General features: G+C 34.4%; 18 protein-coding genes and 1 riboswitch. Of the genes, 12 read left to right on the forward strand and 6 right to left on the reverse strand.

The annotated features are described in order from the left end of the window. Positions 1–132: 132 nt before the first annotated feature. A complete protein-coding gene (locus STERM_RS02670) occupies positions 133–879 on the reverse strand; it encodes a nucleoside phosphorylase (RefSeq protein ID WP_012860016.1) in 747 nt (248 codons plus the stop codon). Between the two features lie 99 nt (positions 880–978). Continuing rightward, positions 979–2,232: a voltage-gated chloride channel family protein gene (locus tag STERM_RS02675; RefSeq protein ID WP_012860017.1), complete on the reverse strand. Its 1,254-nt coding sequence runs from the start codon at positions 2,230–2,232 to the stop codon at positions 979–981. Between the two features lie 105 nt (positions 2,233–2,337). Next, a riboswitch (Fluoride riboswitch) is annotated at positions 2,338–2,416 on the reverse strand. A 365-nt stretch (positions 2,417–2,781) separates the two neighbouring features. On the opposite strand from STERM_RS02675, the gene STERM_RS02680 reads away from it, so the two are divergent. The 4 genes from STERM_RS02680 to STERM_RS02695 all read left to right on the forward strand — a co-directional run bounded on the left by STERM_RS02680 (position 2,782) and on the right by STERM_RS02695 (position 7,112). Beyond that, on the forward strand, positions 2,782–3,339 hold the full coding sequence (locus STERM_RS02680) for a nitroreductase family protein (protein ID WP_012860018.1): 558 nt from the start codon (positions 2,782–2,784) through the stop codon (positions 3,337–3,339). Positions 3,340–3,600: 261 nt separating this feature from the next. After that, complete coding sequence (locus STERM_RS02685; protein ID WP_012860019.1) at positions 3,601–4,980, forward strand: MATE family efflux transporter; 1,380 nt, start codon at positions 3,601–3,603, stop codon at positions 4,978–4,980. 229 nt (positions 4,981–5,209) lie between these two features. Then, positions 5,210–6,211, forward strand: a complete 1,002-nt coding sequence (locus tag STERM_RS02690; RefSeq protein WP_012860020.1) for an ROK family protein — start codon at positions 5,210–5,212, stop codon at positions 6,209–6,211. A gap of 58 nt (positions 6,212–6,269) precedes the next feature. Beyond that, a complete protein-coding gene (locus tag STERM_RS02695) occupies positions 6,270–7,112 on the forward strand; it encodes a Cof-type HAD-IIB family hydrolase (protein ID WP_012860021.1) in 843 nt (280 codons plus the stop codon). A 150-nt stretch (positions 7,113–7,262) separates the two neighbouring features. Here STERM_RS02695 and STERM_RS02700 read toward each other — a convergent pair whose 3' ends face one another. Genes STERM_RS02700 through STERM_RS21020 form a run of 4 tightly spaced genes read right to left on the reverse strand, consistent with a single transcriptional unit; the run spans position 7,263 to position 9,168 of the window. Continuing rightward, positions 7,263–7,532 (reverse strand): hypothetical protein, encoded by a 270-nt coding sequence (locus STERM_RS02700; protein ID WP_012860022.1) that lies wholly within the window; start codon positions 7,530–7,532, stop codon positions 7,263–7,265. A gap of 35 nt (positions 7,533–7,567) precedes the next feature. Further along, on the reverse strand, positions 7,568–7,936 hold the full coding sequence (locus STERM_RS02705) for a hypothetical protein (protein ID WP_012860023.1): 369 nt from the start codon (positions 7,934–7,936) through the stop codon (positions 7,568–7,570). A gap of 25 nt (positions 7,937–7,961) precedes the next feature. Further along, complete coding sequence (locus STERM_RS02710; protein WP_012860024.1) at positions 7,962–8,234, reverse strand: hypothetical protein; 273 nt, start codon at positions 8,232–8,234, stop codon at positions 7,962–7,964. A gap of 52 nt (positions 8,235–8,286) precedes the next feature. Continuing rightward, complete coding sequence (locus STERM_RS21020) at positions 8,287–9,168, reverse strand: lysozyme inhibitor LprI family protein (protein WP_012860025.1); 882 nt, start codon at positions 9,166–9,168, stop codon at positions 8,287–8,289. An 833-nt stretch (positions 9,169–10,001) separates the two neighbouring features. On the opposite strand from STERM_RS21020, the gene asrA reads away from it, so the two are divergent. From asrA to STERM_RS02755, 8 genes are all read left to right on the forward strand, one after another. Then, the gene (gene asrA, locus STERM_RS02720; RefSeq protein WP_012860026.1) at positions 10,002–11,027 is read left to right on the forward strand and encodes an anaerobic sulfite reductase subunit AsrA; all 1,026 of its coding nucleotides are present in this window, start codon (positions 10,002–10,004) and stop codon (positions 11,025–11,027) included. Further along, a complete protein-coding gene (gene asrB, locus STERM_RS02725; protein ID WP_012860027.1) occupies positions 11,020–11,820 on the forward strand; it encodes an anaerobic sulfite reductase subunit AsrB in 801 nt (266 codons plus the stop codon). The genes asrA and asrB overlap by 8 nt, the downstream gene beginning before the upstream one ends. 9 nt (positions 11,821–11,829) lie before the next feature. Further along, entirely contained in the window at positions 11,830–12,798 is a 969-nt protein-coding gene (gene asrC, locus STERM_RS02730) for a sulfite reductase subunit C (RefSeq protein ID WP_012860028.1), read from the forward strand. Positions 12,799–13,273: 475 nt separating this feature from the next. Further along, the gene (locus STERM_RS02735; protein WP_012859797.1) at positions 13,274–13,480 is read left to right on the forward strand and encodes a hypothetical protein; all 207 of its coding nucleotides are present in this window, start codon (positions 13,274–13,276) and stop codon (positions 13,478–13,480) included. Positions 13,481–13,488: 8 nt separating this feature from the next. Then, positions 13,489–13,767 (forward strand): hypothetical protein, encoded by a 279-nt coding sequence (locus STERM_RS02740; RefSeq protein ID WP_012860029.1) that lies wholly within the window; start codon positions 13,489–13,491, stop codon positions 13,765–13,767. A gap of 16 nt (positions 13,768–13,783) precedes the next feature. Next, positions 13,784–14,050 carry a hypothetical protein gene (locus tag STERM_RS02745; RefSeq protein ID WP_012859799.1) on the forward strand — a complete coding sequence of 89 codons (267 nt, stop codon included), beginning with the start codon at positions 13,784–13,786 and terminating at the stop codon, positions 14,048–14,050. Between the two features lie 12 nt (positions 14,051–14,062). Beyond that, positions 14,063–20,905, forward strand: coding sequence for an autotransporter domain-containing protein (locus STERM_RS02750; protein ID WP_012860030.1), 6,843 nt, complete (start codon positions 14,063–14,065; stop codon positions 20,903–20,905). 89 nt (positions 20,906–20,994) lie between these two features. After that, complete coding sequence (locus STERM_RS02755) at positions 20,995–21,588, forward strand: TetR/AcrR family transcriptional regulator (protein WP_012860031.1); 594 nt, start codon at positions 20,995–20,997, stop codon at positions 21,586–21,588. The last annotated feature ends 143 nt before the right edge of the window (positions 21,589–21,731 follow it).

Raw genomic sequence — 21,731 nt, forward strand, 5'->3', positions numbered from 1 at the left:
CAGCAATATCATAGAAGGCTTTTTTTATATTTTCTATATCATACTAAGATTCTTAATCTTTAGAAAAATATTTTTTAGAATGAATAATCTTTCTACAGAGATAAGCTTAAAAAATGAAAGAAACTACTAAAATTATGACTTATCCCTCTCAATTAATAATTTAATTCCTTCGCATGCAGTACGTATAGCTTTATCTACAGCGGATGCCTGATCTTCAATATCGGAAAAAGCCATAATGCCGCCGGCTCTTACATTTCGTATAGATGAAATAACAAACAGTGCTGCTGACTCCATTTCGGAGCACATTACGTTACCGGCTTTCCAGGCTTCGATTCTGTCATGAATACGATTTTTCGAAGGGACAGTATCTGTAAAAACCTGACTGTAGAAAGAATCTTTACTGTGTGTAATCCCTTCGTCAAAATTAAGGTTAAGCTTTTTAGCCGCATCTGCAAGTGCCCCTACTATATGACGGTCTGCTACTGCAGGATATTCTATTGGTATATACTGGCGTGTAGTTCCTTCATCACGCACTGCTGCTGTAATAATAACTCCTGTTAAGTCCGGATTCTGTGATTTTTCAGAAACCCGTCCCGAAGTTCCTACTCTGATAAAAGTATCTGCTCCGCATGCTATTAGTTCCTCAAGGGCAATTGCTGCAGAGGGACACCCCATACCGGTAGAAGTTACTGATACTTTTTCTCCGTTCAAAAATCCTGTCCATGTCTTATGCTCGCGATTATGAGCTATAAGTACCGGATTATCAAGATATTCGGCGATTTTATCAGTACGGAACGGATCTCCCGGCAGCAGCACATAACGTCCTACATCACCTTCCTTGCAGTGAATATGATAAAATACCCCGTCTCTTTTTAACAATATGACTCCTCCTTTATAATTTTATTTTTAATGTTTCCTGCTTTCTTTTATAAAATATAACCTCATAACTCTTTGGATGTCAATAAATATTTATATGTTTTATAAATCCTCCAGTTTTTTTCCTCTGTCGCTTACCAGCTTAAAGTGCTTATACCAGCCTACTTTCTGCGAATCATATATACCTGTATGTCCTGAAAATAAGTATGCGACAACACATGATACTGCTGCATAAATTCCTATTTTATCGCCAAACAGCTCCATCGCCATTACAATACACGCAAGAGGAGTATTTGCAGCAGCTGAAAAAACAGAAACCAGTCCCATTCCTGCCATCAAATCCATAGGAAGTCTTATTATCCGCGACAGTGTATTGCCTAATGCAGAGCCTATGAAGAATAAGCAGGTTACCTCCCCGCCTTTATAACCGGATCCCAGAGTTATAAGCGTAAATAGTATTTTGAAAATGAAAACTTCAGCAAATATCTGGCTGGTGAAGCTTTTGGATATTATTTCCAGTCCAAGACCGTTATAATCATAGGTTCCTAATAATTTTGTAAGAAATACTATAATGATTCCGCCGATAACTGCACTGTAAGGTGAAAATTTTATATATTTTGAAAAAAGGGATTTTATAAAATTCAGCCCGAGTGAAAAGATTTTTCCTGTTAAGCCGAAAATAACTCCTGCCAGACAGGCAAAAATTATATTTTTTATATTTATTTCAGGGAAAAAATTTATTTTATATATCGGGTGTACTATGCCCCACCAGTTTTTTGAAACCACGTCGGCTATTACTGCCGAGAGAAAAGCAGGTATCAGGGCTTCATATTTTAAACGTCCCAAGACAGCAGCCTCAAGACCGAATACCGCCCCTGCCAAGGGTGTCCCAAAAACAGAGCCGAATCCTGCCGCCATTCCGGAAATGAGGATTATTCTTCTGTCTGATTTGTTAAATTTGAAAATAAGGCTTAACTGGTCAGCGATGGAAGAGCCTATTTGTATTCCGCTTCCTTCTCTTCCAGCCGAACCGCCGAAAAGATGTGTGATAACAGTTCCGAATAAGATCATGGGAGCCATTCGAAGCTTTATTACTTTTTTGGGGCTGTTTATTTCATCTAATATTAAATTATTTCCTTTACTTACTTCCTTGCCGTAAAAGTAATAAATTAAGCTGACGATAAAGCCTCCGGCCGGTAAAAAATAAATTAGAAAAGGATTATATTCTCTGGTTTTAGTTGCCCATTCAAGCATTAACAGAAAAACTGCCGATGCACTTCCTGAAAGTATCCCTATAATTAAAGAGAATGTAAACCATTTTATCAGATATATGACTAAATCAAGTTCTTTTTTCATTTTTATTCCTCATTTCTTTTGTTAAAAATATTTCAGCTGCAGCGGTTAAGAAAATAGTAACGATTTGGAAGCACTGATATAAAAAAATAGCTTCCACAATAAAAGAATACTGCAGAAGCTATTAACAATCTATAATTGTAGTTTTAGTTTTTATACTACGGAGAGCTTCATCTCCTTTTTTAATATAACATATATTTATTTAAAACTCAAATAGTATTTACAAAAAAAATTAGATTCAGGCTGATCATGAATCAGCTGCTGAAGGATATTTTATTGATGATTATTTCGATTATATATGCTATTATATAATTGTATTTTAATATTATATGCAGCTAAGAATTAAGCGACAGTCAAAGTACCGATCCTAAGGTACAGGGTGTGAGACAGTATGTGAAAAATCCGGTTAATAATCCTGATATAATACCTGCAGGACTGCAAACTGTGGATTGTAAAGGGTATGACGGTTTTACACTAAGTATTGTAAATAAATATAAAAAAGAGTAAAATAGATAATGAAAATAATAGATAATGAGAGGAGAGTAATGAAATATGGATACAATAGAATGTATTAATTCGAAACGAAGTATCAGAGCATATGAGGAAACTCAAATTCCTTATGAAACAGTCATGGAGCTTCTGACATTGGGAACAAAGGCATCTACAGGCTCGAATCATCAGCCGTGGGGATTTGTTGTAATTCAGGATGCCCGGGAGATTGAAGATTTATCAAAAAATATAAAAGCCTATCTTTTGGAAAATCTTGAAAAATATCCTTATTTATCACAATATGAAACATGGCTTCAAAGTGAAAAGTACAGTATCTTTAATAATGCATCTACTCTGATTGTAGTATATGGAAATACAGATTCCCACTGGTATATATATGACTGTACACTGGCAGCGGGAAATATAATGCTTGCAGCATACAGCAAAGGGATTGGTACCTGCTGGATAGGTTTTGCAGAATATTACTTTAATACACCGGAATTCAAAAAGAAATACAAAATCCCGGAAAATTATGAGCTGGTCGCACCATTGAGCTGCGGTTATATAAAAGGAACTGTAAAGCCGCCTGAGAGAAAACCGCCCGTTGTTTTTAACAGATAAATAATTACTGATGTGATGCCAAGGCAGAGATGTATAAAATCTTTTTTGAATACAGCTCTGTCTTTTTCTGTCCTGAATGTTTAAAACTTGACAATGAAAAAATACTGTGGTATAGTCCTTCTATAACGCGGAGGGTATATTAAATTATGCTGGATAAGCGAATATTTCTTTGCAGTGAACAGTTCATTGCGAAAAGGATTATTGGCTTATCCTTTTTATTTTTGAACTGTTATTTGCTAAAAAAATAAAGGAGGAGTAATAATGACTGTTACAAAAATAAAAAACGGAAGTATGTCGAAGGAATTTATAAAGTTTGTTATTCCGGCAATTATCAGCATGGTCGTAACTTCGATGTATAGTATTATCGACGGTATTTTCGTGGGACGGGGAGTAGGTGAAAATGCTCTTGCTGCTGTAAATATTGCCTATCCTCTGATCATGCTTCATATTGCACTTGCTATGCTTGTGGCAATAGGCGGTGCCAATGCATTTTCCATTAATAAAGGCAGGGGAGATATAAAAAATGCCAACAGAATATTTTTGCAGAGTATGATTCTGATAGTCGGAATCAGTGTTATCCTTAATGTTTTGATACTGGTATTTCCAACACAGGTCAGCAGACTTCTGGGGGCAGATGACATGCTGCTTCCTTATGTGCGTGATTATATAAAATGGGTAGCGTTATTTGCAGTTATTTATATGCCCGGACTTGCACTCAGCATTTTTATCCGGAACGATGATGCTCCAAAGCGTGAGATGACAGGAACTTTAATCGGAGCAGTAACCAATATAGTACTTGACTATTTGTTTATCATGGTATTTGATATGGGTGTTTCCGGAGCTGCGATTGCTACAGGAATAGGGCAGTTGGTTTCGACATTTATTTTTATGACACATTTTACAAAGAAAAACCGGTTATTGAAAATAGAAAAAGTAAAATTCTACATTGATGATATAAAATATATATTTATAAATGGAAGTCCGTCATTTTTGATGGAATTCAGCCAGGCAGCAGTAGCTTTCAGTTTTAATATTGTTCTGCTGTCACGTATCGGAGCTCTGGGAGTATCAGCTTACAGCATTGTTATGTATATATGTTCAATATTTAATATGATACTTATTGGTCTTGTGCAGGGAATACAGCCGATTATGAGCTTTAATTACGGGAAGGGCAACAGAGAAAATATCCAAAAAGTTTATAAAATGGCGGTAAGGACATCATTATGCCTGACGGTTATCGTATATATAGCAGTATTTATTTTCGGAAAAGCATTATCAGATATTTTTATACGAAATAATACGCAGGTTACAAATATGGCCTTGAATATGATGAGATACTATTTTCTGGCCTTTTTCCCAATTGGTATTTCGCTGATTAATATTTTATATTTTCAAATAATAAGACATGAAAAATGGGCTGTTTTTCTTTCATTTATAAGGTGTATAGGCTTCGTTCAGCTGTCGCTTCTTATAATGCCGGAATTGTTTGGAATTACAGGTATATTTCTTTCGTTTTTATGCGGCGAGCTTGCCAATTGTTTTATTTCCGTCATACTTTATAAATATGCAGAGAAAAGTCAGAGTAATACAGTAAAAATTTCAGATAAAAAAGTTTTATTCAGAAATATTGAAACAGATTAGAAAAATTATTATAAAAATTGAAATAAAAAATACAGAATACAAAGAAAAAAATATATTTTTTAAAATTAAGCTGTTTAAAAATAATAAAGACAGCTTAATTTTTTTATGAATATATATATAACTGTATATACCGTAAAATATTTTTTTCTTTACAAATTAATATCTGAATGATATAATTAAGAAACTTAATTAAGTGTATTAATTATATTGCCGGAAAGGAGATATCTTAGTGAATGATGCAGGAAATAATTATTTAAAAGAAAGAAACTTGAAAATACTGAAAAGGATTTTATTTGAGAAAAAAACAGCTACAAAAACGGAATTATCGAATATTTCCACTTTAAGCACAGTAACTGTAAATTCACTTGTTAAAGTTCTGGTGGAAACCGGTGAATTTATTGAAGGTGAATTAATACAGCAAAAAATGGGGAGACCGGCTGTTATTTATTCATTTAATTATAACTTTCAAAAATATCTTCTTCTTTCAATTCAGGAGGAAAAAAATAAATTATATATAAATACGGTAATAACCAATATGGCCGGCGAAATAACAGACAGAAAGCTGTATTCCTTTGAGAATATCGAAATGCAGGCGATAATAGAAATTATAGACGAAGCAGTTAAGGGAAATAACAGCATAGCAGCGATAGGGATATCTATTCCCGGGCAGACTAAAGATGAGAAAATATTTGTAAGCTGGAATGAGAAGCTGAACGGCTGGAATTTGAAAAAGGAAATAAGCTCAAAATATGATATTCCGGTAAAAGTAGAGAATGATGCCAATTTAGTAACTGTAGGTTACTGTATAAAAAATAATATATACAGCAGAGAATCTGTGGTAGGTATATATTTTCCAAAAGACAGCCTTCCCGGAGCCAGTATATTTTGGGACGGAAAGATTTTTACGGGGAAAGACGGTCTGGCAGGAGAGATAAAATATCTTCCCGACTTTATTAATTACAGAAAGATAACTTCGGTTGACAGTGTCATAGAAAAGCTGATTAATACCATTGTTTTGTTTAACAGTATTACAGCACCTGGACTGTTTATAATTTATGCAGAAAATATAAATGAGGATGAATTTCAGAAGAGGGTATATGATAATGAAATCATAAAGAGACAGCCTAATGTACCGGTTATAAAGGTGGCGGATACTTTCGGGGAAGATATAATTACAGGTCTGCAATGGCTGGTAGCATCAGATATTGATGTACAGGAAAGTGTCGATTAATACACAGGAATTTTTTCAGAAATAAAAATCATAATATAAAATCCGGGAGGTATATAAAATGGGAATAAAAGCTATTGTTATGGATGTTGACGGGACATTAACAAATGACAAAAAGGAAATCACGCCGAAAACGAGAGAAGTTTTGCTGAAAGCACAAGAACAAGGAATTCTACTGATTTTAGCTTCGGGCAGACCGACAACAGGCTTGGTTGAAATGGGGAAAGTGCTTGAGATGGATAAAAACAACGGACTGTTTATTTCATATAACGGTTCAAAGGTAATAAATTTTCAGACAGGGGAGGAATTATTTAATGAGCCTCTGAAGCTGGAAGACGCTAAAGCAGTATTGGAGCATATGAAAAAATTCGAGATAAAACCAATGATTGATAAGGGCGATTATATGTATGTAAACGATGTTTATAACTGTATGATTAGATTCAGAGGGGAACCCTTTAATGTTATAAAATATGAATCAAGAGGCGGCAATTATAAATTATGCGAGATTGATGATCTGGCAGCATTTGTGGATTACCCGCTGAATAAGATACTTACTGCCGGCGAGCCTGAGTATCTGCAGGAGCACTATATTGAAATGATGGAGCCGTTTAAAGATAAGCTGAATTGTATGTTTACAGGACCATTTTATTTTGAATTTACTGCGAAGGATATAGATAAGGCAAAAGCACTGGATACTGTGCTGAAGCCGCTGGATATAACAGCTGACGAAGTGATTGCATTTGGTGACGGGCATAATGACATCTCTATTATAAAGTATGCCGGAACAGGTGTAGCTATGGAAAATGCCGTAGCTGACCTGAAAGAGGCGGCAGATGAGATTACTTTGTCAAATGAACAGGACGGAATTGCGGAGTCTTTATTAAAGCATATTTCCAATCTTTGATTGAAATTAATGTATATAATATCAGATACGGAGTAAATATTAAGAACCGAGGATCAGGCTGAATGCTGAGATCCTCGATTTTACTATGGGAATTTGATAATTGTGAAAGGAAACATATTGCTTTTCAACAGAGTAAATTATTGGTTATTATCAATATAAATATTTGTATTTTCTTAAGTACATACCAGATGTATCATAACCTATTATTTCTTCAAACCAAATCTTATATGTGCTTCCTTTTTTTAGAGCACGCGCTTCTTTAGCTGTAATATAAAATCCAAATTCTTTTCCGCTCTGCTTACTTCTACAAAGCATGAAAGGAATTTCGGGAGATACTGAAGTAACAGTACAGGCTTCTATAAATCTTGCAAATCCTGTTAAATTAATAATAAAAAATAGAAAAACAAGAAATTTTTTCATATAACCTCCTTTTAGTAATTTGTTTTTTATTTGTCTTAATATTCAAGAATATCACTCAGACTTATTTTTTCTTTCCCGTCAGTTATTACATAGATATTAACAGGAGTAACTTCTATATAATCACCGTCATTTTCAACAGGAATATGCACCACATGATTTTTGAAAGCTGCTGTTATTACCTTTCCATTCTTTGTATTTCCCTGAACCTCCCATTTTATTTTCTCTTTGTTTACATCCTCGCCGGAAACTGCCGTGAGAATTTCTTTTGTCAAATCCTCGACAGAATTGGAATTTAGTAACTTATTCGGTAAAATTATACTTTTTGTTGTTTCGATATAATCTGAGTTAGTACCGCAGCCGATAAAAAATAATGCCGTTAAAAAAAGTAAAAAATATTTTTTCACATAATCACCTCTAATCTAATAATTTTTAATATAAAAAAGTAGAATTTTCCAAAATATAGCTTCCGTATTCTTCATGGAAAAAAATCTTATAAACTCTTCCGATTTTATGGTACTCTGTCCATGCATATCCGTTAACTCCGCTTGGCATATGAAATGTAAATATCTTACCGCTCTCCAGACTGCGGCAGCGAAAATTATAATTATTCAGATTTCTGGAAAGAACCCTGCATTCATTAACAAACCTTGAAAATGAAAAACTTGATAATAACAAAAAAAGTACTAAAAATTTCTTTAACATACATCCTCCTAAAATTTTATATATTATATGGGTATACCGAAAGGCATACCGGTTACAAACTGTCATAAATTCTGGATAATTCCAGTGTTCTCTTTTTTGTTTCCTCTAAAAATACACTTCTCCCGGTGACTCTGCCCATTGAACCGCCTTCAAATTCAGCAGCTGCTTCATTTATTTTGGAGTCTCTCATTTTTATCCAGTTCCGCTGTTTGTCTCTTAATGAAATCTGTTCCTCTTTTGAAAGTTTTTCCATTAAAAGCTTATAAATAATATTAAGCTCTGTATCCCATGCTCCGGAAGCATAATTTATAGCAGCAGTCATATCAGCAGTTGACTGTGAATAGGACAGCATATCATCTAATTCCTGATCAACAGGCTTCATTTTTGCAATCAGATTTTTTTCATAATTTGTATTTTTGGAGACACTCTTTTTTTTCTTTATATTTTCATCTGAAATCAGGTCACTTTCCAAAACTAATTTCCAGTCTCCGTTTATATTTTCAAAAATAAGGTATGACGGGTAGTCATTTGTTCCGTTTTTCGTGGTTACTTCTTTCAAAAAATCAACCTTAACCTGTCTCTCTGAAAGAATTTTATATTCAATATCCCCTTTTATTTCCTGACCATAAATATTATTTTTTTCAAAAAACTTCTTTTTGTCTGAAATATACTCTGCTTTGGTAACTGTTTGCTGATAATACTCTATTTTATCAGCCAGTATTGATTCTAATGCTGTAATATCCTTGTTGCTCGTGGCACTATTCCATTTTCTGACTATTTTTTCTATCTTCTGATTAACTGAATCAGCTTTATTTTTTTCTATACTGTCTGTCTGCTTTGTTTTTTTATCTAATATCTTGTTAAAGATATTGTTCTTACAGGAAATTAAAGAAAAAAATAAAAGAAAAAGAAAAATTTTTTTTGATTTAGACAACTATAACCCTCCTGTTCTGTTTTTTATTTTTCAGATTTAAATTCAATATTAAAAATATATCTTTCGCGATTTTCTGGATCAGTATACATGATTAAACATACTCTGCTTCTATAATTATTTTTTATTATCATCTCCTCTCATAATAAATATTTCATTTTTTCTATTTCTGATTTTTCTCTATATTTTATTTTAAAAAAATTATAGATTAATTTTATAAATTAGATTTTTTGCTTAAAATGTTCGTATATTATAAATTTCACGAACAAAAAAATAAGAATTATGCTGATAAATATAAATTTTCTTTTATATTCCGGTCATATTATTTTTATATTAAATTTGACATTGTTAGTTAATTTTAGTATAATATATTGACTTAAATATTCGTAAAATTTATAAAATACGAATTTGATTTTTTGAAAAAATATATTAAATTTTATAATTGCAACACTGAATTTATTCAGCTGATAAACCTTCATCCGACTATTTGTCCATTCTATATTTCTTCTGTTATTAATCTCCAATCCTGAATTTAATTAACAGCAGCAATTCCTGATATACCCGAATTTATTAAGATAATCTTTTGGATACATACTTTGAAAATAGCTTTTAAATATGTATTTATTAATGTAGTGGGATTTTTTATAATACATAAAGTAACAAGCGTAATTTATGAAAAAAAATAAGGGTATTTTTAATAGATCAATCATTCTAAAAAATATTATAAAAATAATGTTTCGTATCATCAGTTACATTATTTTTCATTTATACATGCTAAAATTATAAAAACTTTACTGTATAAGTTTAGTAGATACAGCGGGAAGAAAGGAGATTTTATGAAAATTAGCTTAACAAAGGAAGACTTTAATATTGCTTTGGAAAAACTGAAAAAAGATTACAGAATTTTTGCTCCGAAACTTTTACCTTTTAAAGGAACTTTTTCTGATACACCAGTAATACGGTATGAGGAAATAAATTCATTTGAAGAGATCTGTTTTGACCAGAAATCGGATTTTTCACCAAAAGAAGTTCTTCTGCCGATTACTCAGAGAATGTTTTATTTTACAGAAAATGACTATAAAGAGCCTGATGTTGATAATAAGAAAATTCTATTATTTTTAAGAAGCTGTGACTTACATTCTGTAAAAAGAGTTGATGAAATTTATTTGAGAAATAAATTTTCTGATAAATATTATGAAACATTGAGAAACAAAGTAAAATTCGCAGTTATGGGATGTGCCGAATCATTTGAAAATTGTTTTTGCGTGGATATGGGAACTAATAAAACGGATGAATATGATATGGGAGTGAAAACAGACGGCGAAAAAATATTTTTAGATATAAGAACAGAGGAATTTTTAACGGAATTTTCCGGAAATGAAGAGGAATTCGGGATGGATTTTGTGAAAAAAAATAAAGTTCATGTTTCGATACCTGAAAATATTAATCTGGAAGATGTAATAGACTTGGATTTATGGCGGGAATATGACAGCAGATGTATAGCCTGCGGAAAATGTAATTTTGTCTGTCCGACTTGCACATGCACCACTACACAGGATATCTTCTATAAAGAAAACAGCAGTAACGGAGAACGTAGAAGAGTATGGGCGTCATGTCATGTAGATGGTTTTAGTGATATGGCAGGCGGACACAGCTTTAGACAAAAGCACGGGGACAGAATGAGATTTAAGGTAATGCATAAGATTTCGGACTTTAGGAAAAGATTTGGATACCAGATGTGTACAGGCTGCGGAAGATGTGACGACGGCTGTCCTGAATATATATCTTTTTCAAACTGTATAAATAAATTAAATAAGGTATTGAAAGAAAAAAGCGCCGGTCTGGAGGGAAAAGATGAATAATATATATTTGCCTGAGGCTTCCGAGATACTTTCAGTAGAGAAAGTAACTCCTATAGAATGGCTTTTCAGGGTAAAATTTGATAAAAAAGTGAAAAGCGGGCAGTTTATACAGATTTCTATTCCAAAAGTCGGGGAAGCACCTATTTCCATAGCTAATTTTAATGAAAGAGAAGGCTGGATAGATTTTCTCATAAGAAAAGTAGGAAAAGTAACTGATGAAATATTTAACAAGCAGGCAGGGGAAAAATTATTTTTAAGAGGGCCTTACGGGAACGGCTTTTCAATAGAGAATTTTGAAAACAAACACTTGGTAATAGTAGCCGGCGGAAGCGGTGTAGCTCCTGTAAGACCGATTATAGAGCATTTTTATGAAAACAGGGAAAAGCTGAAGTCTTTTAGAATGATAGCGGGTTTCAAAGATCTTGAGAGTGTAATATTCAAAGATGATTTCACAAGATGGAGAAAAAAGATAGATGTTCTGGTAACTCTGGATAAGGCATGCAGCCTTGAGGGAATATGTGACGGACTGGTAACCAAATATATACCGGAAACTATACTTCCGGCTGATCTCATTGATGTAGAGTATATAATAGTGGGACCGCCTGTTATGATGAAGTTTTCGTGTCAGGAGGTTTTGAGACGGGGATTATCGAAAGAACAGATATGGGTATCCTTTGAAAGGAAAATGTCATGTGCAGTAGGCAAATGCGGGCATTGTAAGATAGACGAGACATACATCTGTCTTGAAGGGCCTGTATTCAGATATGATTTTGCGGAAAAACTGCTGGATTAGGAGGGAATTATGGATATAAACAGAAAAAAAGTCACTAAAAATGCTTTCAGAGTCACTAAGATAAGAGATAAAACAGCTCTCAGAGTAAGGGTTCCCGGAGGGGAAATATCCGGAGACCTTATGTCAGTAGTGGTAAATATAGCAAATACTTACGGTAACGGACAAATACATATGACTACAAGACAGGGATTTGAAATACTGGGTATAAACTGGGAAGATATGGATAAGGTAAATAAAATGCTGCAGCCTCTTCTTGACGGACTTGAAATAAATTATGACAAAAAAGGGGACGGGTATCCTGCGGCCGGGACTAGAAATATAGCAGCCTGTGTAGGAAATAAGGTATGTCCTAAGGGACAGTACAATACTACTGAATTTGCACGAAAGATAGAAAAGGCGGTGTTTCCGAATGATTTTCATTTCAAAGTCGCATTGACAGGCTGTCCTAATGACTGCCAAAAGGTAAGAATGCATGATTTCGGAATAATAGGTATGACTAAGCCTGTTCTTGATGATACGAAGTGTGTGTCATGCGGAATGTGTGTCAGAAAATGCCAGAAATTATCTACAGGTGCTATTAAAGCTGAAAACTACAGACCTGTCAGAGATCATGACAGATGCATAGGATGCGGGGAATGTGTGCTGAACTGTCCTACCGGAGCCTGGACAAGAGATGAAAAAAAATATTTCAGACTAGCGGTAATGGGAAGAACAGGGAAAAAGAATCCGCGTCTTGCCGAGGATTTCGTTCTTTGGTGTAATGAGGAATCAATAATAAAAATAATACTGAATACATATGAATATGTGGATAAATATATAGACAGATCACTGCCGAAAGAGCATATAGGCTATATAGTGGACAGAACTGGTTTTATGGAGTTTAAAAAATGGGTTTTAAAAGATGTAGTGTTTCCGGATATTGCCGTTGTCAAACAAATGATAAACTGGAGCGGAATAAAATATCCCGGAATAGAATAATATACTATAACAGCTGTTATTTAAAGAGAAAAGGCATATTTAGCCGAATATTGGAAGAAATTAACGCATAAGTAGGATTTAGGTGCTAATTATCATTAATTTTAACAAAGGGAAGAATTTTTTTGATAATAAAAAAAATGATAAAGAGAATTTTTTATTAATATAATTGACAGAAAACTATTTTCATATCTTGAAAATAGTTTTTTTATTTTATTAATATATAATAATGTGAAAAAATTAATTATACGAATTATTAAAAAAACAGACGTATTTGTAAAATTTTACGAATATACTGATATAAATATTCTACTAAATTTTAGCTTTAAAGTCAATTTTAATAAAAAAAGAATAAAACAATAATAATTTGTCCGACTTATCAATGTTATCTAAGGCATTTTTTTTTAATTCGTAAAATTTTACAAATGCGAATATTTAAATACATATATAAATATTGTTATTTTGGAAAGGAGGTTTAATGAAAAAGATCATAATTTTGATGTCTATTATTGGGTGTTTTTCACTGGCAGCCAAAAAGAACGAAAAAACTCCTGAGATACCTGATATGAATGCACAAATGGAGAAAGCCGATAAAATAGAAAGCTATAGAGCCAAAAAAGATGTAGCATGGCATAAAACAGAATATAACAAGGTACTGAAATATCTTAACAAATCCAGAAAGTAGGAGACAGAATGAAAAGGATAATTTTGATTTTTTCACTGTTAACACTGTCATTAATGGCTTTTGGCGAGGAAGTAAAAGTAGACAGATCAGTGGAAGAAAGTATAACAAAAGACTATGATCAGGACGGAGTTTATTCCTCATATGAAAAAGCTTTGAGAAGAGCTCAGGAGTCAGTATATGTAAAGCTTCCTGAAAAAAGAGGGTACTGGTATACAATACTGGACAGAGTAAAAGCAGAGGAAGAGGAACTGATGCCGGAAGAAATTAACAGAATGAGAAGAAGGTAGCACTTAGGGAGGAAAAATGAAAAAAACAATAATCTTGATATTTTTGACAGTAATGGGAACGATGCTTTATTCAGCGCCGACTTATGAATATAAAAGAGAATTAAGGGAAGGTGCAAGAGGAAAGTGGACAAATCTGAGAAAACATCTGAACAGCGGTCAAAGACTGGAAAAAGAGCTTATAAAAGTAGATAAACAGATAGATAAAAAAGTAAATGAAATACAGGAAATAGAAGATTTATTATTCAGAATAGAACAGTACAAGGCAGCAAATAATATAAGATAACAGGGAGGAATAATGAAAAGAAATAAGAAATTATTAGTATCATTTCTAGCACTGAATGCGATACTAACATCTTATGCACAGGCAGAAACAGTACAATCGGCAAGATATGAACGAATGTATAACAGTATAGTAAAAAATATGGAAAAAGGAAGTCCAAACGAGCAGACCTACCAGACGATACAGAGAATACTGAATCAAAAAAATAAAGAATTAAAGGATTTGTATTTACAGGGAGATTATATAGTAAAGCCGGAATATCTGGAATGGCAGGTATTTTTTACAGGGTTTTATGAAGAATATAATGAAGGAGTGGATAATTCCAAGGAGAATGCAAAATATCACTCAAAGGTAACAGGATATTATGATGCGAGCGGGAATTATGTGACAACGAGCGGTAGCATAAGCGGACTGTCAGGAAAGCCTTATCAGCCGCTGCAGCAGCCGAAGGATATTAATTTAGGAGTGAGTATTCCGTTGAAAGGGTTGACAAGGGAGCCTATAAATCTTAATTTGACAGGAGTTTCGGGTCCAAGCTTTAATCCGATATACTCAATACCGAATGATCCTACTAAAACTATTACTGCTAATGTAGATGTAGATACATTTTCGATAAATATACCGGTAATAACTATTCCGCCAGTACCAACTATACCGTCATTTTCTGTTACAGTTCCAAGTACAGGAAATGGTGATGACAGTTTTAATAGCCTGGGAAATGCCAGTACATCGGATCCTGGAGGAATAACATCATTTGTAGGGAATTATAATTTTTCAGATGGGGAATTATCAGGAGTATGGAATACAAATGGTAATATATCGTCATATTCATATGATAATCTTACAGGAACATCTAACTGGAGGTCAGGATCAGATTCGATGTCCAGTGCAACAAGTTCCGGTACGATAAATGTAATAGGTAATGTACCAGCTTTATATGAGATTACAGGTGCTGATAATGTAACTTTTGGAAATAATTTTAAAATAAAGATTACTAGTAATGTTGCAACTGGTTATACTGGAACATTACCGCATCTTATTCAGTATGATCCTCATGGGACAAGAAGTACTTACAAACCTTTTCCAACTGATTATTACGGAAACGCACCAACAACATCTACAATATGGGACTCATATGGAGAATTAGTAAATAAGGGTACTATAGAAGGTGAAGGGAATTCCCTTTTGATGATAAGTCTTCAAATGCATGGAGGAAATTTTAGTCCAACTGTTAAAAATGAGAATATAATTCGTGGATTATATGTAGGTGGCGGGTATGGTGGTAATGGTGGTGAAAGACACGTAGCCTTTTCATTTACTACAGCTAGAAATGGAACAGCAACAGACGACAGAAGATTAGAGTTTTATAACAGAAGTACCGGAAAGATAGAAATGCAGGCACGAGAAAGTATTGCACTTAATTATGCCAATCAAAGTAAAGGTCATTTATCAGTATATAATGAGGGAGATATTGTTTTATATGGAAATAGTAGTGTAGGAATAAAAACTGCACAAGCAACAGCTAATACTTTGACTACTTCAAAAATTGTATTAAAGACTCCGATTAGAATAAATGGAGATTCCAGTGTAGGTGTGGAATTAGCACAGGTGATGGATGACGGGTATGATACAAGTGCTAATCCGTCATATATAGCCAACACTTATGATAAACAGCCAGCAGAAATAAGAGTAACTATAGGTGATGAGGCAAATCAATATGCAGGAAATATATCTGGGATAAATCCAAGTACATCACTGCCGTATGATTCCAATTTTGTGGAAGGAGCAGTAGGATTATTTGTAAATCATGCGTCATTAGATTATAGATTAAAGGAATATGAGCTTAAATTTGGAGATTATGCTAAAAATAGTGTTTTGGCATATATAAATAATGGAAAATTGACACTGGATAATATAAAGTACCCTACAATTAATATAGAAAATGGTGCAGATAATGTAGGTCTTGTTGTTACTGGTACAAGCTCTGAATTAAATCTGTACCCTGATATAAAAGTAGGAACTGCTTCTTCAGCAGTGGACGGAACAGTAGCATTGATAGCTAAAGCCGGAAGTAAAGTAAATCTGCTGGGGGCTAATACTATAGAAACAAATGGGGAAAAATCTCACGGATTGGTAATTCTTGATACAGGAACAACATTGAGTACAGGAACTGTTACAGGAGGAAGTTATAACTTCAAAACAGCAGGAGAAAGCAGTGCTACACTTTATGTGAAGGATGGGACATTGAATCTTGGATCTGCCAGTAACATCAATATTTCTGCTGTCGGTAATAAATCAATAGGTGTGTATAACAACGGCGGAACAGTTACCTTAGGAGCTGCCGCAAGTACAGGAACTTATGAAGTAGGTACAAACGGAGTACTTTTATATAATTCAGGCGGAGGGACTCTCTCTACTGCAGGGTCTAGCTTTTCTGTGGGAAGCGGATCAATATTCTCTATAGCTAGTGGAGCAGGAACAACAACTAACTTTACAAGTCCAAGTACATTAAATCTGCTGTCAGGGTCAACAGGATTCATAGTAGACGGTGCATTAGGAATTCCTACTTATTTTTCTACATATTATACAGGTTTGAATACTAATATGGATGTTGTACTTACATCAGGAGCTACATTAATAGCTCTTCAGAATGCTAATTCGACTTTGTCATCTCTGAGCTTTGGTTCGATAGGATCGAATTTTAAAAGTGTAACATTAAACGGCGGAAATATGGCTTCACTTTTGGAAGGAACACTTACAATTGATCAGAATGTAAATCTTGACAATGCTGCAGATGCATATAATACAATTGAAAAATCACTTATAGGTCTTACTGTTAATGCCCCTGTTACTATCACAGGAACACAGGCAAATCAGGTAGGACTGGCAGATAATTTTTCTTCTGTAACAGCAGTGACATATAATAATATGATAAATAACGGGACAGTAAGCCTAAGCGGAAATGGTTCCGTGGGAATATATACAAATAACGGGAATGCAACAAACAACAATGTTATTTCTGCTGTCGGAGCAAACAGCTTCGGAATATATGGAGAAAACGGAACAACTACGTTAAATTCAGGAACAGGAAATATAACAGTAGGAGATCAGGGAATAGGTATATATGGCGTAAGTTATCAGAATCCTGCTGCTCCGGGACTGCACGGCGGAGGAACAATAAATATATCAAATGCAGGAACTATCACAGGAAACGGCGGTTCAGGAACAATAGGAATATACTCGCATGTAAATAAAGCCGGAGGATTAAAGACTGATGCCTCAGTAACATTAACAGGGGGAACAATAAATCTTGGAAGTGTTACGGGAGCAATAGGGGTTTATGTCAATAAAGGTCAGGTAACTGATGCAGGGTCTATAATAACAGTAGGAAATAACGGAATCGGAATTTATGCCAAGGATGCAGATCTGAATCTAAACGGGACGACTATAAATCTTCATGGAAATAATGCTTTAGGTATGTATTTGGAAGGAGATACAAATTTATTCACGGGAAATGGAACTATAGATATAAACGGGCAGAATGTGGTGCTGTTTTATATGGATACAGCAGCAGGAAATACAATAAATAATAACTTTGTGGTTACTTCAACAGCAGGTTCTACATATACTCTGGGTAATATAAAAGGCGGAGCTTTTGAATATACTGGAAACAGTGTGCTTGCTTCAAACGGAACACTGGTATCAGGACAAAACTCAGCAGTTTATCTAAACGTATCTACAATTACCGCACCGGGAACAACAAATGTAGCAGCAGTTTCACTTAACGGTCAGTATAGTGGAGGGCTTCCTGCCGGCATGACTCTGGGAATGGACGGAGAAAATAACGGAAGTATTGCATTGGAAGACAGCTCAGTAGGAATATACGGTAAAAATGGATCAAGAATAAGTAACAGAGGAACTATAACAACAGGTAACAGCTCGGCTGGATTAGTAACATCAGGACTAAACTCGGAAGTAAAAAACAGCGGATTAATAACAATGGGAGCAGCTTCACACGGAGTTTATCTGCAGGACGGGCTTATAGTACAAAATCAGGCATCTGGAAATATATTAAGTGCAGGAGCAGGGTCTATAGGGATGTTTGCTGATAATAATGCCGCTACAGTAATGCAGGTAATCAACGATGGTAATATTGACCTTACAGGTGACGACTCATTGGGTATATATGCAACAGGTACAAACAGTCAATTAATAGACAATAATTTGGGAGCATCAATAAAGGTAGGGAATTCTACAAATGCTTCAGATCCCGGTATAGGAATATACAGCGGTGCAGCAGGAAGTACTGTAAAAAATGACGGAACAATAACTTCTGGAGTAAATTCTATAGGAATTTATAATAATCAGGGGACTACAACTATAAATGGTACAGCTGTACATAATATAGATAATTCAGGAGTAGGAATATATGCTACAGGAGGAATTGTTAATTTAAATTCAGGTTCTGCATTTAATATGGGAACAAACGGAGCAGTGGCAGTATACGGAATAAATTCCGGAGTAACTAATTCAACAAATCTTAATATAGGAAACAGCAACTACGGATATATTCTAAAAGGCGGATCACTGACAAATGCAGCAGGAACAAGTGCATCTATGGGAAGTGACTCTGTGTATATGTACAGTACAGAAGGAACAACGGTAACTAATGACGGAACTTTGATAATGTCAGGAGCAGATAACGTAGGCTTCTATATGGCACAGGATCCGACAAGCGGAGCAGGCGGAGCTATCATGATTAATAATGCTGGAGGTAATATTTCAGGAACTGTAGGGAATAATAATGTCGGAATATATAATTATGGCGGTACAGTGGATAACTACGGTAATGTGGCTGTGGGCGATTCGGATATTGAATTTATAACAGGGACTACAGATGTAGATGTCAAAGCCAGCAAGTATTCAGTTGGGATTTATGGAGAAAATGCAACAATTATAAACCGAGCAGGAGCTAATATATCAGCAGGCTACGGCGGATATGGAATAGTGGCTAAGGGCGGAGCTGCGAGCAACTTTGGAACAGTAACAACTACAGGTGATTATTCTACGGGTATGTATACAGAAAACGGAGTAATAACAAATGAATCAGGCGGAATTATAAATGTTTCAGGTAATAATACAATAGGAATGGCAGGAAAAGGAGCCGGTTCACATATAATAAACAATGGAGTAATTAACATAACAGGTAATGACGCAATAGGTATGTATGGTAATCTTGGAACAGTAATAACGAATACAGGGACAATTAATATAACAGGGCTAAACAGCCAGATATTCGTATCATCAGATCCAAGTGATGCTGCACATACAGTAGGAGCAGGAACAGCTACTATAAACGGAGGAACTGCAGCAAATGTAATAAGCTCAATAGGAAATGTTCATGCCCTTCCTGCACTGATAAATGCTGGAATCATAAAATCAAGCGGTGTACTGGCATTAGATGGTGTACAGGTAATGATAAAACCAGACCCTACAACAAAACAGCCGTCATCAGATCCTAATTATGATTTTGAATTATCTGGAACATCAATAATAGCAGATGAAATACTGACATCAAAGCCGATAGTAATACTTCCCGGATTTGCAGACGGTACAAATGCTAATGTATATAAGCTGGAAGGATTAATAAAGGCATCATCAGGACAGTATGATTTCATAAGCGGATCGTTATTATGGGAAGCAACACCAAAAGCAACAGGAACAGGTTCAGATGTATATATGTCAAGAAAAGCATTTACAGATTTCACAGACGGATTATGGTTTGAAGACTTCGGAACAGCTTTGGAAAATAACTATCTGACAGCAACAGGCGATGGAGTAACAATATATAATAAGACAGGCTATATAACAAATGAAACAGATTTCAGACATATAATGGGAAGTCTTGCAGGAAATGTATATGCTAATATAAACCAAAGAGAAGACGACATAGCCAAAACATTTGAAAATTCATTGCATTTATTACAGGATTCAACAAATAATACAAAAGAAAATGTAAAAATAAGTGTAATAGCAGGAAAAGGTAAAAATAAAGAAGAAACAGACGGTGTAACAGGGTATGACTATACAACAACAGGAGTACTTGCATTAAGAGAAGTGGAAAGAACATATAAACATACATTCGGATATTCATTAGGATATGTTCATACAGGCTTTGAATTCAAAGACGGAAATGAAAGTGAAGAATGGGTAGATACAATCCAGCTTGGAGTACATAATAAGTATAGATCAAATGGATGGAAAGTAGTAAATGACCTGACAGGAAGAGCAAGTATCCATAATGTGGACAGAAATATAGACTGGCCTTCACCGTTAGAAAGATCAGAAATGAACGGAACATATGAAACATACAGTATAACAAGTGACAATATACTAGGGAAAGAATTCGGATTAGGGAAAAAAGCGAGTATAATGCCATATGGAGCATTCAGAGCAATGTATGTGACAAGACCTACATTTAATGAAAGCGGACTGGAAGCCCTTGAGGTGGAAGGAAATGATGCATGGAGTGCTAAGCCTAGAGCCGGGGTAGAGCTGAAAGGAGCAATACCTTTAGGAGCTAAGACAGCATGGCAGCTGAAAGGAACACTTGACCTTGCATACGAATATGAGCTTGCAGACCTTAATGAAAGAGAAAAGGCAAGACTGATAGCCATAGAAGACGGTTATCATAAATTATCGAAGCCGGAAGATGAAAAAGGAACATTCAGAACAAAAGCGGCAATAGGAGTAGAGGTAGAAGACAGATACGGAATATTCCTTACAGGAGAGTACTCAACAGGAAATGATAAGGAAAATGATTACAGAGCAGGAGTAACTTTAAAGGCAGTATTTTAATTAATAAAAGGAGAAAGTAGAGGGTTTCCGGAAAAAACCTGGTATGTTCACACCGGAAACACTCTTTTCTTATCTCTGAAAGGATAAGAATGGATAAAAAGGATGTAATTAAAATAACGTTGGAACTGATAAAAGAGAAGAAGCTGGAAAAGACCTCAATAGGGGAAATAGTGAAAAAACTGGATTCAAGTCCGGGAAATCTGTATTATCATTTCAAAAGTAAAAATGAGATTTATAAAGAAACAGCGGATTATTCTTATACTGAAATAATAAAAAGCCTGAATAATGTAAAATCAGAAAATAACAGGCAGAGTTATTTATTCAGACTGACAAAAACACTGATAAAATTTTTTGAAGAGAGGGAAGATATATTATATTTTCTGATGAGTATAAGAGGCTCATATTTCTTTGATAAAGAATCAGGTCAGCAGAATTTTTTAGCAAAATTTCAAAAAATACTATCTGAGGAAAAACCAAATACTGAACAAGAGAAACAAATATCATTAAAGCTGAATATGTTTTTGGGCTCTGTATATGAAGTGCTGTATGTAAATAAATTAGTAAATAAGAGAAATTTAAATGAAGAAGAAATAAAAGAGATGTGTATGTCATTCTGGGGAAACATAGAAATGGAAAATTATAAAACATGTGAGCAGAATAGTCTGAAAGTAGGATTATCTTAGAGGCTTGATGTTTTATGAATTCTAATAATTATGCAATTATCAAAATGAAAATTTTATTTTCACAGGCTGTATTAAAAGTAAAGTTTCTTTTAACACAGCCTGTTTATTATAAATCCGGATATCACAGGAATTATAAAATCACT

The organism is Sebaldella termitidis ATCC 33386, from assembly GCF_000024405.1.
In the GTDB taxonomy this organism is placed as follows: Bacteria; Fusobacteriota; Fusobacteriia; order Fusobacteriales; family Leptotrichiaceae; genus Sebaldella; species Sebaldella termitidis.